Annotated in this window: 15 protein-coding genes; 8 read left to right on the forward strand and 7 right to left on the reverse strand. The window is 66.4% G+C overall.

The features are described from left to right. Nucleotides 1-27 precede the first annotated feature (27 nt). The gene (locus HTIA_RS03415; RefSeq protein ID WP_008527840.1) at nt 28-987 is read right to left on the reverse strand and encodes a homoserine dehydrogenase; all 960 of its coding nucleotides are present in this window, start codon (nt 985-987) and stop codon (nt 28-30) included. Next, on the reverse strand, nt 987-1,517 hold the full coding sequence (locus tag HTIA_RS03420; protein ID WP_008527839.1) for an amino acid-binding protein: 531 nt from the start codon (nt 1,515-1,517) through the stop codon (nt 987-989). The genes HTIA_RS03415 and HTIA_RS03420 overlap by 1 nt, the downstream gene beginning before the upstream one ends. A 185-nt stretch (nt 1,518-1,702) precedes the next feature. Between HTIA_RS03420 and HTIA_RS03425 the strand changes: the two genes are divergently transcribed. Beyond that, nucleotides 1,703-3,058 (forward strand): isochorismate synthase, encoded by a 1,356-nt coding sequence (locus HTIA_RS03425; RefSeq protein WP_008527838.1) that lies wholly within the window; start codon nt 1,703-1,705, stop codon nt 3,056-3,058. After that, nucleotides 3,055-4,812, forward strand: a complete 1,758-nt coding sequence (menD, locus tag HTIA_RS03430) for a 2-succinyl-5-enolpyruvyl-6-hydroxy-3-cyclohexene-1-carboxylic-acid synthase (protein ID WP_008527837.1) — start codon at nt 3,055-3,057, stop codon at nt 4,810-4,812. The genes HTIA_RS03425 and menD overlap by 4 nt, the downstream gene beginning before the upstream one ends. 27 nt (nt 4,813-4,839) lie before the next feature. Here the strand turns inward: menD and HTIA_RS03435 are convergent, their stop codons facing one another. Next, nucleotides 4,840-5,691 (reverse strand): J domain-containing protein, encoded by an 852-nt coding sequence (locus tag HTIA_RS03435; protein WP_008527836.1) that lies wholly within the window; start codon nt 5,689-5,691, stop codon nt 4,840-4,842. Between the two features lie 112 nt (nt 5,692-5,803). Next, the gene (locus HTIA_RS03440) at nt 5,804-6,208 is read right to left on the reverse strand and encodes a helix-turn-helix domain-containing protein (protein WP_008527835.1); all 405 of its coding nucleotides are present in this window, start codon (nt 6,206-6,208) and stop codon (nt 5,804-5,806) included. A gap of 245 nt (nt 6,209-6,453) precedes the next feature. Between HTIA_RS03440 and trxA the strand changes: the two genes are divergently transcribed. Next, on the forward strand, nt 6,454-6,864 hold the full coding sequence (gene trxA, locus HTIA_RS03445; protein ID WP_008527834.1) for a thioredoxin: 411 nt from the start codon (nt 6,454-6,456) through the stop codon (nt 6,862-6,864). 84 nt (nt 6,865-6,948) lie between these two features. Next, nucleotides 6,949-7,128, forward strand: a complete 180-nt coding sequence (locus tag HTIA_RS03450; RefSeq protein ID WP_008527833.1) for a DUF7836 family putative zinc-binding protein — start codon at nt 6,949-6,951, stop codon at nt 7,126-7,128. 32 nt (nt 7,129-7,160) lie between these two features. Here HTIA_RS03450 and HTIA_RS03455 read toward each other — a convergent pair whose 3' ends face one another. Continuing rightward, nucleotides 7,161-7,565 (reverse strand): translation initiation factor IF-2 subunit beta, encoded by a 405-nt coding sequence (locus tag HTIA_RS03455; RefSeq protein WP_008527832.1) that lies wholly within the window; start codon nt 7,563-7,565, stop codon nt 7,161-7,163. 275 nt (nt 7,566-7,840) lie between these two features. Between HTIA_RS03455 and HTIA_RS03460 the strand changes: the two genes are divergently transcribed. Next, nucleotides 7,841-8,080, forward strand: a complete 240-nt coding sequence (locus tag HTIA_RS03460; RefSeq protein ID WP_008527831.1) for a UPF0058 family protein — start codon at nt 7,841-7,843, stop codon at nt 8,078-8,080. A gap of 165 nt (nt 8,081-8,245) precedes the next feature. Here HTIA_RS03460 and HTIA_RS03465 read toward each other — a convergent pair whose 3' ends face one another. Continuing rightward, complete coding sequence (locus tag HTIA_RS03465; protein WP_008527830.1) at nt 8,246-8,719, reverse strand: DUF555 domain-containing protein; 474 nt, start codon at nt 8,717-8,719, stop codon at nt 8,246-8,248. An 84-nt stretch (nt 8,720-8,803) separates the two neighbouring features. On the opposite strand from HTIA_RS03465, the gene HTIA_RS03470 reads away from it, so the two are divergent. Further along, nucleotides 8,804-9,730 (forward strand): DNA-3-methyladenine glycosylase family protein, encoded by a 927-nt coding sequence (locus HTIA_RS03470; RefSeq protein WP_008527829.1) that lies wholly within the window; start codon nt 8,804-8,806, stop codon nt 9,728-9,730. Nucleotides 9,731-9,787: 57 nt separating this feature from the next. Then, entirely contained in the window at nt 9,788-10,066 is a 279-nt protein-coding gene (locus HTIA_RS03475; RefSeq protein ID WP_008527828.1) for an acylphosphatase, read from the forward strand. A 26-nt stretch (nt 10,067-10,092) separates the two neighbouring features. On the opposite strand, the gene HTIA_RS16730 is transcribed toward HTIA_RS03475, so the two are convergent. Further along, complete coding sequence (locus tag HTIA_RS16730; protein ID WP_020936015.1) at nt 10,093-10,245, reverse strand: hypothetical protein; 153 nt, start codon at nt 10,243-10,245, stop codon at nt 10,093-10,095. A gap of 109 nt (nt 10,246-10,354) precedes the next feature. Between HTIA_RS16730 and HTIA_RS03480 the strand changes: the two genes are divergently transcribed. Then, nucleotides 10,355-11,806 carry a bifunctional ADP-dependent NAD(P)H-hydrate dehydratase/NAD(P)H-hydrate epimerase gene (locus HTIA_RS03480; protein WP_008527826.1) on the forward strand — a complete coding sequence of 484 codons (1,452 nt, stop codon included), beginning with the start codon at nt 10,355-10,357 and terminating at the stop codon, nt 11,804-11,806. Nucleotide 11,807: the final 1 nt, after the last annotated feature.

Below are 11,807 nucleotides of genomic sequence, written 5' to 3' on the forward strand. Positions count from 1 at the left end.
TAGCGGACCGCGGAAGAGTAACTGCGATCAGCGGTCGGGGAGCCGATTGACGTCCGCGAGAATCGCCGTCGCGGTCTCGGGGCCGCCCGCGCCCCGGCCCGAGAGATTGAGCCGCCCCGCATTTTCGGTTTCGAGTTGGACGATATTGGTCGTCCCGCTGACGGCGAGTTCGCTGTGCTCGGGGACGAGTCGCGGACTCACCCGGATCTCGTCGCCGGTGACCTCGCCGATCAGCCGGATCGTCCGACCGTCCTCGCGGGCGAGTTCGAGCGCGGTGCCGGGGATATCCTTGATCCCCTCGACGGTCGCGTCCGCGAGGGAGAACTCGCGGTCGCCCTCAGCGAGGACGTTCGCCAGGATGACGCACTTCAGGGCGGCGTCGGTCCCTTCGACGTCGAAGGCCGGATCGGCCTCGGCGACACCCAGGTCCTGGGCCTCCGCGAGGACGTGCTCGTAGCCCAGTCCTTCGGCGGCCATTCGCGTGAGGATGAAGTTCGCCGTCCCGTTGAACACGCCCCGGACGGCAGTCATCGTCCCGGGGCCGTAGTCTTCGATGGTCGAGAGCACGGGGATCGCACCCGCGACGGTGGCCTCGAAGCGGACTTCACCCGTGCTTTCGGCTTCGAGAGCGCGGACGTCGGCGTAGCGTTCGGCCATCGGCCCCTTGTTCGCGAGCACGACGTGTTTGTCGCGTTCGAGGGCGGCCTCGACGTGGCTGAAGCCCGGTTCGGCGTCACCCAGCGTGACGGGCGTCACCTCGACGAGGGCGTCGTACTCGGCAGCCAGGACATCGTCGGGATCGGCGTCGCCCAGGTGGGCTTGGCCCTCGGATTGCTGGCGTTGCAGTGCTGCCGCCGTGTCGATGCCGTCGGGGTCGATCGCCGCGGCGTCGACGTTGGCCATCGCGGTGACCGTGTGTCCGTACTCGCCGGCGAGTTCTGCGACGGAACTCCCGACCGTCCCCGTCCCCATGATCGCGAGGTCCATCAGGCCTCACCCCCCGGTGCGAGCGGCGCGACGACGCGGAGGTCTTTCTGGTCGGCCACAGATCGGACCGCTTCGAGCGTGTCGTCGACTGCTCCCTGCTCGGTCCGGAGTCGGAGGCGCGCACTCGAGACCTCGTCTGCGCCCTCTGGGGCGGTGAGTGAAATATCAGTCACCGCACCGTTCTCCGCCCGGAGTTGCGAGAGCGTATCCGAGAGGTCCGTATCCACGAGGTGGCCGACGAGGACGACAGTGAGCTCCTCGCTGTAGCGTTCCTTGCCGGCCTGGATGACGTTGACGCCCGCGTCTCTGAGCGCGTCGACGATCCCGTCGAAGCGCTCGGGCGACGCTTCGAGATCGACCTCGACGGGGATGTGACCCCGGGGAGTCATGTTCCCGCGTTCGTGGTAGATACTCAGGAGGTTGCCGCCATTGTCGGCGATCGGTTCCAGCGCCCGGAGGAGTTCTCCCGGTTCGTCGACGAGTTCGAGCCGAACTGTGTACGCCCGGACTTCGTCCTGCGGATCGCTCATCGCACGTTCACCTCGGCTATCGAAGACGCGTGTCTGGGCGCGTACATCGTGTTCCATCCACAGGGAGGGAGGTATAAGAATCTGCTTGAACTGGCCCACGCACGGAGCGGCGAGTCGGCCCCCACGAACGCCCGCCAGTGAGGGTATCGTCAGCCCTTAATGGATTGTTCCCCTAGACGACCCAGATGGAGTCAGTGCGTGCCGACACTGTTGGAACTGCCCACGACGGCGACGCTCTCGCCGTGCGTGGCTGCCAGCTCGAAGACGTCGCGCCAGCCGCCGTTCTCGACGCGGCCGTCCGCGACCGACCCTGGACGGCCTGGGCCGGCCCCGAAGAGACAGTCGCGGCGACGGGTGCCGCGGCGACGATCACCGCGACGGACGGCGATCGGTTCGAACGCGTTCGCCGGCAGGCGGCGGCCCTCTTCGCAGACCGGGACGTCCAGTCGTCCCTCCCGACGTTCGCTCGCCCGCGGCTGTTCGGTGGGTTCGCGTTCCACGACGGAGACGGGGGCCACCATCCGGAGGCCGACTGGACGGGCTTTCCGGACGCGAACTTTCACCTGCCGGCGGTCTCGGTCGTCGAACGCGACGGCCGGACCTGGCTGACGACGGCTGCCGTCGGCCCGGACGCCGAGAGCACCGCCGAGACAGCCCTCGATCGCTGGCGAGAGAAGTTGGCCGACGCCAGCCCACCGACCACGTCGCCGCCGGGGATCAGGATCCGGTCAGAAATCCCCGATCGCGACGCCTGGATCGCGCAGGTCGAGGCTGCCGTCGACCGGATCGACCGTGGCGACCTCCTGAAAGTCGTCCTGGCCGGCGCACAGACCGTCGACCTCGCGGGATCGCTGTCCGCGCCCGCCGCTCTCGGCCGACTCGGGGAGACCTACCCGGACTGCTATCGCTTCGGGTTCGCGCCCGGGAACACAGACGCGGGGACGTTCTTCGGGGCGACACCCGAGCGTCTACTACGGCGGGACGGTCGCCGAGTGCAGACGGCGGCACTGGCCGGGTCGACCGGGCGCGGCGACACCCAGGCCGAAGACGAGTGGCTCGCCGAGGAACTCGCCGAGAGTCGAAAGGACACCCACGAACACGCGCTCGTCGTCGATGCCATCCGGGAGCAACTCGACGACTTCGCCGAGAGCGTCGAGACCGGCGAGCGCACCGTCAGACAGCTCGCGACCGTCCAGCACCTCCAGACGCCGATCGAGGCGACCCTCGCGACGGACGTCCACGTCCTCTCGCTGGTGGAGGCGCTCCACCCGACGCCGGCGGTCGGGGGACTGCCACCGGACGAGGCGCTGGCGGCGATCCGTGATGCGGAAGCCTTCGACCGCGGGTGGTACGCCGCCCCTGTCGGGTGGTTCGACGCGGCCGGCGACGGCGAGTTCGCGGTCGGCATTCGGTCGGCGCTGGCCCGCGATCGGGCGGCCACACTGTTTGCGGGGGCCGGCATCGTCGCCGACAGCGACCCCGACGCCGAGTGGGACGAGATACAGCTCAAGTACCGGCCGGTCCTCGACGCCCTCCGATGACGGCCCCTAACCGCAACACGCTGTGGGCGGAGACGCTCGTCGACGAACTCGCCGCCGCCGGCGTCGAGTACGCCTGTCTCGCGCCGGGGAGCCGCTCGACACCCCTGACGACTGCCTTCGCAGCCCACGACGACGTCGAGGCAGTCTCGCTGCTCGACGAACGCTCGGCCGCCTTCTTCGCGCTCGGCCGGGGTCGCCAGACCGGCGCGCCGACGGCCGTCGTCACGACCTCGGGGACGGCGACGGCGAACCTCCACCCCGCCGTGATGGAAGCGAGCGAGGGCAGGGTGCCGCTTGTCGTTCTGACTGCCGATCGGCCACCGGAACTCCAGGACAGCGGCGCGAACCAGACCGTCGACCAGACGAAACTCTACGGGTCGGCCGTCCGGACGTACAAGACGCTGCCCGAGCCAGCGCCGCGACCGCGGGCGCTCCGCTCGCTTCGAGTGACGGCGGCCCGCGCTGTCGCCGACGCGACCGGGACGCCCGCGGGTCCCGTCCACCTCGACGTCCCCTTCCGGAAGCCACTCGAACCAATCCACGTCGAGGGTGACGTCCCGGAGGACCTCGGCGATCGCGCGCCGCTGGCAGTCGAGGGGCGCGACGGGCCGTTCGTCGACGTCACCCGGGGGACGCCGACGCTCGCTTCCGGGGAACGCGATCGCGTCGTCGACGCCCTCGAGGGGGCCGATCGCGGACTCGTCGTCGCTGGCCCGGCGAGTCAGCCCACGCCGAGCAGGGACACGCTGGCCGCGCTCGCCCGCGCGAGTGGTTTCCCCGTTCTTGCCGATCCACTCTCGGGCCACCGGTTTGGACACGCCGAAGACGTCCCGATCTGTGGCGGGTACGACTCGTATCTCGACGCGAGCGAGGCGTGGGACTGGCCCGACCCCGACATCGTCGTTCGGTTCGGGGCCTCTCCCACCTCGAAGGTTCTCAGACACTATCTCCGGGATGGAGACGCCCGCCAGTTCGTGGTCGATCCGGCCGGCGAGTGGCGCGAGGCCGAGTTCACGGCGAGTGACTTGCTTGTCGCCGATCCCACACGACTCGCTGGGGCGCTGGCCGAGCGAATCGAGCCCGGCGGGAGTGCGGCGTGGCGCGAACGCTTCGAACGCGCCGAGGACGACTACTGGTCGCTGGTCGCAGAACGAACGGCCGACGCTCACTTCGAAGGCGGCGCGCTCTCGACCGTCGCGGCGAATCTCCCGACGGGATCGACCCTTGTCGTCGGCAACAGCATGCCCGTCCGTGAGCTCGACCGGTTCGGCCAGCCGGGATCGACGCCCGTCCGGGTCCTGGGCAATCGCGGCGTGAGCGGGATCGACGGCGTCACCAGTACGGCGCTGGGAGCCGCGAGCGCGGCCGACGGCCCGGTCGTCGCCGTCCTCGGCGATGTGTCGTTCTATCACGACATGAACGGGCTGCTCGCCCTACAGCGAGCAGACGTCGACGCGACGATCGTCGTGCTCAACAACGACGGCGGCGGCATCTTCCACATGCTCCCGATCGAGAACTTCGACCCACCGTTCGGCGAGTTCTTCAAGACACCACACGGCCTGGATTTCTCGCCCGTCGGCGAACTCTACGACGCCGAATTCGTCCGAGCGGGGTCGCTCGACGCATTCGAATCGCTCTATCGAGAGTCCCTTGGTGCGTCCGGCACACAGATCATCGAAGTCGGCTTCGACGCGGCGGAGAGCCACCGCACCCGGGAAGCGATCCACGAGGCAGTCCAGGCTACGCTGTCCTGACGTACTCCCTGTGGGCTGACCTTCTCTTCAGTATCTGACGAGTCGAAATACGACGACCGACAGCCCGAACGGGATCCAGGTAGCTGTCATCGCGAGGACACCGGGGAGCGTGAGGACGCCGAGGGAACCACTCACCATCGCGCCGGCCGTGACGAGTCCCCAGAACCCGAAGACGACCACGCCGACCTCCGGCAGGGAGACCAGATAGCCGGCGAGCACGAGCGTACACGCCGCGACGATGAGGTTGAAGACAGTCGGAAATGGCGGATAGACGCTAAAGAGGACGAACGGCGGATAGCAGACGAACGCCGCGAGCAAGAGCACGACCGACTGGCCCGTCGGGAACAGCCGACTCCACCGGACTGCGTTCGGGTCCGACGGCTGGGCGACCGTCCCACCAGCGCCGTTCGCCCAGGCGTGGCCGGCGTCCGCGCCACCGGCCGATTGCCGTCGATCGGCGTCTCGTGGCCTCTCAGACGGGGGAGAACCAGGCGTCCGCTCGCGGCCTGTGTGTGCTGTCTGTCGGCGTCGGCCCGACTCGCCACCACTCGTCGAGGTACGCTCGGACTGTCCGAAATCAGTGTCGTCAGATCGCGTTCGGCTTGCCGTCGGACCTGTCGAGTCGCTGGATTTCGAGACGCTCCGCGTCGGATCGCCCGATACGTAGGCTTCGTGGCCCAGCCGATCGTAGCGGGCGCGCTCGGCTTCGTCGGTCAGGACGTCTCGGGCGTCGATGACTACCTGGACGGCGTCGGTCGCGTCCGGGTCGTCGGTAACGTCGGGATGGGTCTCCTTGAGCCGGTCGCGGTAGGCCGTTTCGATCTCGGCCGTCGAGGCCGACTCCTCGACGCCGAGGACGTCGTAGTACGTTCGGACCATCCAACGGGGAACTTGCTCGTGTCCACGAGCGCGGGGCTACTAACATCCGTCGGTCGAACGAAACGTCCGCCGCTCGGCAAAAGTCGAACGAAACGTCCGCCGCTTGGCAAAATTAGCCGTCGGTCGGCGAGTCGACGATGGCCTCTGGGTCGTACTTCTCGCGGAACTCGCCGATGAGCTGGCCCATCTTGGCGTACCAGTCGTTGAGCGTCCGCTGCATCTGGTCGGCGATCTGGTCCGGGTCCGTCGGATGATAGACGTGGTAGTACCCGCCCTGGTCGTAGTTGACCTGTTCCTTCTGGATGAATCCCGACTGGAGGAGTCGCTGGACCGCCCGATACGCAGTCGAACGTTCCCGGTCGACGGCCTCGGCGATCTCGTCGATCGTCATCGGCTCGGCGCGTCCGGTCAAGGTCACGAACACCTCCCGGTCGAGTTCCTTGAGTCCGTGGATACACTCGAGTAACCCCTCACATTCCATGTCCTGTTGGAGGTACTCGTTGATCGACTCTGACATTCTACGGCGTTCTACGGGGGTCGTGTTCAAAAGTGTTGTGAGTGGTGTGCATCACTCTAAGACGATCAAGGGCCGTCACGAGGCCACACTCGACTGCCGATCCACCGAGTCGATCCGGGCGGAACCGGCGCATTTGGCCACCCAAATTCGTCACGATCGTCCGTTGTATATCGGCCCATCTCGAATCGGTCTTGTATGATACATTCACAACACTTAAACAGGCCTGTGACGTACGTGAAACCGCTATGAGCGGCGGAGACGATATCGACGCGATCAAACAACGCAAGAAAGAGCAACTCATGCAACAGGACACCACGGAGACGACGCAAGCACCGGACGAACCGATTCACGTCGAGGGAACCGATCACTTCAGTGAGGTCGTCGACGCCCACGACGTCGTCATGGTCGACTTCTACGCGGACTGGTGTGGTCCGTGCAAGATGCTGGAGCCGATCGTCGAGGAACTCGCCGCCGACACCGACGCGGCGATGGCCAAGGTCGACGTCGACGCCCACCAGCAACTCGCGAGCCAGTACCAGGTCCGAGGCGTCCCGACCGTGATCGTCTTCGCAGACGGCGAGGTCGCCGAACAGATCGTCGGCGTCCGCGACGAGAGTCACTATCGGGACCTGATCGAACGCCACTCGACGGCCTGATCAGTTGCTGACTGCGCCGCGACAGTGACGGACCCCGTCACTGGACAAACCTTATTTCCGTGGGTGTGCCATACACACTCATCGATGGAGGAAGCGTACGTCAGACTCGTCTGTCCCGAGTGTCGCAAAGAGTGGCAATCGACGCCGAGTGACCTTCCTGCGCCCGAAAACCGCTATACGTGTCCCGACTGTGGGGAACAGCGCCGCCTCGCGGAATTCATGCGGACCGACCGCGACCTCGAAACGTTACGGGAGTTGCACTAACGCCGGGTCGACGGTTCCGCAGAAAATCTGCACTATCCGCTGGTGGCCGAGCGCGCGCCACAGGCCTCACACCGGAGCAAGATCGCGCCCTGCTCACGGATGAGCCGTGTATCCGGGAGGCCACACTCCGAGCAGATGACGAACTCCTCGGTGTACGCGTCGATGGCCTCGCTGATACGGCGCTGCCCGAATTCGCCGGTGAGTCGGGCGCGACCGCTCTCGTCGATGTGGCCGCTGGTGCCGAGTTCGTCCTGGAGGAACTTCATGACGTGTTCCTCCTCGCGGTCGAGCCGGCGCACGGTCGCCTGGAAGTTCTCGTAAACCGTCATGTTGCCCTCCTGGCGGACGTCCGGAGCGGGCACGTCGAAGCGGTCGGTCCCCGACTCGATGTCCGGTGTGTCCTCGATCGCCCGATCGAGCATGTCGTCGTAGTCCATGGCCGTACGTCGGCCATGGCCGGATAAAAATCTTTCAAACCGGCGAGAACGGGCCTCCAGGAGGAAATGTAATCAGAACAGAAAGAGGGTGGCCCGGCTGGAACCGATCCCGGATTATCTATCATGTTTGATATGTCTCGGATCGGCGATCGGTAGCCAGAACTCGTTTCGGAACCATCGATATCAACCGTTAGGAACGCCCTCGCTTCCGAAGAAGTGTGGTAACAGTACTCAGGATACTACTATAACCCTCCAGTCGTTACGAATGAGTGACCATGAAAAAGCAGGAGCTCATCCATCTCCATGGGCTGCTGGCGCAGGTACGAGATCACTACGAACAGACACTCGACACCGACGTCGAGCACACGCGATACACGGAACTCGGCGTGAAGCCGACGTCGATTCACAAGTCCAAGACGGACCACAAGGCCGCCGTGTTCGCACTCGCCGAGGGCATCACCGGGGAAATGGAGTCCACGACGGACACCGAACGCGTCTCCGCGACTGCTGACTAATCCTGCTGGGAACCATCCCGACAGTTTTCGGCGTTTCACTTCCGACAGCGACAGCGCCGGTGGGGCGAAATACGTCTCGGCAAGGGAACGGCGGGTCTCTAAAGGAAGTTCCAGTCGAGTCGTCAAACGACAGGCATGCAGACGGACGTCGGGCGGTCGCCGGGTTTACTCGTCGATCAGTTCCTCGAACTCCGGCAGTACGTCGCCGTCTTCCCGATCGGTCGGTTCGGCGACAGGCTCGGAGTCGGCCGCCTCCTCGACCGGTTCGTCGTCAGTCTCGTCACTGTCACCCCCGTCTTCGTCCTCGATCTCTTCGATTTCGAGGACCTCGAGCGGGATGTTCTCGAGGCGCTGGCCGATCTCTTTGCGGGCGATCCGGGCGGCGTGCTCGTCACGCTCGACGTTGAAGACCGTCATCTCGAGTTCGAGGGCGACGAGGCTCTCGTCGGCGGCCAGAAACGCCGGGTCGAGTTCCTCGCCACAGTGGGGACACTGGCGCTCGCCCATGTTGATCTCGACGTAGTTGAGATCGGGGTTGAGCATCTCCCCGGTCTTCGAGATGGCGATGCGGACGGCCTCGTCTGCGGTCTCGACGTCGTAGACTGGCACGGCCGCTTCGACGACAACTCGACAGTTCATGGGAGACACTTTGCTCGCCTCTGATATGAAGGTTAGCCCGGTCGAACGCGAAACCGACTAACGTGGGTGGTCCGGAGGGGAGGCATGCATCGCGGGACGCTGTCGCTGTCGTCGATCGGCCCGTTCGACCTCCAGTCGACGGTAGAGAGCGGGCAGACCTTCCGCTGGACCCGCGAAGACGGCCGAAGCTACGAGGAGAGCGACGCTTACGGCGGGGACGCGTGGTACGCGACGGTCGTCGTCGGCGACGGGCCAGCTTCGGATGAACGTGACCTCGATGTCGTCCGGGTCCGGCAGACCGACGACCGACTGGAGTGGGAGGCGAGTTTCGACGCCGAGGCGACGCTCCGGCGACGCCTCCGGCTGGACGACGACCTGCCCGCGATCAGGGACGCGACGCCATCGGATCCGCTGCTCGAGACAGCCTTCGATCGCTACTGGGGGCTGCGTCTCGTCCGGGACCCCCCATTTGCCACGCTGATCGCGTTCATCTGCTCGGCCCAGATGCGAGTCGAGCGAATCCACGAGATGCAGCGCGCCCTAGAGGAGCGTTTCGGCGAATCGATCACCTTCGACGGGGAGGAGTACTATGCCTTTCCGACGCCCGAACGACTCGCCGAGGCGACGGAAGCGGAACTCCGGGACCTCGGGCTGGGCTATCGCGCTCCGTACGTTCAGCGGACGGCCGAGATGGTTGCCGAGGGGACGGCCCACCCCCAGGAAGCGACGGACCTGGCATACGAAGACGCCCGGGAGTATCTCGCCCAGTTCGTCGGCGTCGGCGAGAAAGTGGCCGATTGCGTGCTGTTGTTCTCGCTGGGATTCATCGAGGCGGTCCCGCTTGACACCTGGATCCGGTCGACGATCGAGGAGTATTACCCTGAATGTGACCGGGGCTCCTACGCCGAGACCTCCCGGGCGATTCGGGAGCGCTTCGGCGGGGAGTACGCCGGCTACACCCAGACGTACGTTTTCCATCACCTCCGCAACGGCGGCGGGTCGAGCGAGTGAGGACGACAAGTGACACCCGGGAGTAGCATTTTTGCCTCGGCGTCCGAACTGCAGCACATGAGTGATCAAGTTCGCGCACACGTCCACGTCTCCGGCAACGTACAGGGCGTTTTCTTCCGGGCGACGACCCGCGACACAGCCGAGGAGCACGGCGTCGACGGCTGGGTGAAGAACCTGCCCGACGGCCGCGTCGAGGCAGTCTTCGAGGGGAGCGAGTCGGCAGTCGACGCGATGGTCGAGTTCTGTCACGAGGGCAGTCCGGCAGCCCGGGTGGACGATGTCGAGGTGACGTCCGAGGAGCCCCAGGGACTGGACGGCTTCGAGATCAGGCGGTGACAGTCGAATGGCGGCCCGGCGGCCGATCAAATCTCGGCGATCGAATCGTACTCCTCCCAGCACGCACAGTCGAGGTCGTCCATGGAGGTGACCTCGTCCGGCAGATCCGAGACAGGCATCCAGCCGCTCTCTTGCTTCTCGCAGTCGTCGTCGTGGATGGAGAAGTCGTCATCTGACATCAGCGGCATGCACGGAATAGTTGCTCATCGACGCCGAAAAGCACCCGGATCCACCTTCAATCGCTGATAATGCTGAACTGTTAACCGCCGAGCGTTCGAACCCCCGGCCATGACCTTCGGGAGCGAACTCACTGGCCGGGAGATCGCCATCGTCGACGCAAATGCCGCCGCGCTAGGTGTAACCCGGAAACAACTCATGGAATCGGCCGGCAACGCCGCCGCTGGAGTGATCCGCGATGTCGCCGACGCCGACGATCGGATCGAGATCGTGGCCGGCCGTGGCAACAACGGCGGGGACGCGCTCGTCGCGGCGCGGTTCCTCGGCGCGTACGACTGTCGCATCACACTCCTGGGCGATCCCGACGACATCGGGACCGACATTGCCCGCGAGAACTGGGACGCTCTCGAGCGCTCGACCGTGGAAACCCGGACGATCGGCGACTCGACGGCGTTCGACCTCTCGGATCCGGACGTGGTCGTCGACGCGATGCTTGGAACGGGGATCTCGGGTGCGCTCCGGGAGCCGGTCGCCACCGCCGCCGACACGATCAACGCCGCCGACGCGACGGTCGTAAGTCTCGACGTGCCTTCGGGACTCGACGCCGCCGCGGGAACCCTGGCTGAGGGGGCCGTCCGTCCCGACCGTGTCGTCACCTTCCACAAACCCAAGCCGGGCCTTTCCGATCTCGACGCCCCGATCGAGGTAGCGGACATCGGTGTTCCGCCTGGCGCGGAGTACTTCGTCGAACGCGGCGACCTCCTACGACTCGACCGGCCGGCCGACAGCCACAAGGGCGACTTCGGCGAGGTGCTGGTGATCGGCGGCGGGCCCTACACCGGCGCGCCGGCGCTCGCGGCCCAGTCGGCGCTTCGAGCGGGGGCTGACCTCGTCCGGGTGGCCGTCCCGGCGGCGATCGCCGACGAGGTGCAGGGATTCAGCGAGAACCTGATCGTCCGGCCCTTCGACGGCACCCAGCTTACAGCACCGGCCGTCGACCCACTGCTCGATCTGGCGGCCGACCACGACAGCGTGGTCCTCGGCCCCGGGCTGGGTGACGCCGAAGCGACGCGCTCGGCCGTCGAGGACCTCCTCGCGGACTTCGAGGGGACGGCCGTCGTCGACGCCGACGCGCTTCGGGTCGTCCCCGACGTGGAGACCGACGCCTCCCTGATCTGTACGCCCCACCGTGGCGAGTTCGAGCGCATGGGCGGCCGCGACGCGACCGACTGGGAGACGCGAGCCGAGCACGTGGCGGACCTTGCAGCCGAACTCGGTGCCACGCTGCTCGTGAAAGGGCCGGCAGATATCATCTCGGACGGCGAGTCGACCCGCGTCAGCCGGACTGGCAACCCGGGGATGACTGTCGGCGGGACTGGGGACGTGCTCGCGGGCGTCACGGGCGCGCTCGCGGCGACGCTCGACCCCCTCCCGGCGGCGTCACTCGGCGCGTACGTGACCGGGCGGGCCGGCGATCTCGTGGTCGAGGAGAACGGATACGGGCTCGTGGCGACGGACCTGCTGGATCGCGTGCCGACCGCGATGTGGAGCGAGCGACCCTGAA

Origin of the sequence: Halorhabdus tiamatea SARL4B (assembly GCF_000470655.1) — an archaeon.
Taxonomy (GTDB): Archaea; Halobacteriota; Halobacteria; order Halobacteriales; family Haloarculaceae; genus Halorhabdus; species Halorhabdus tiamatea.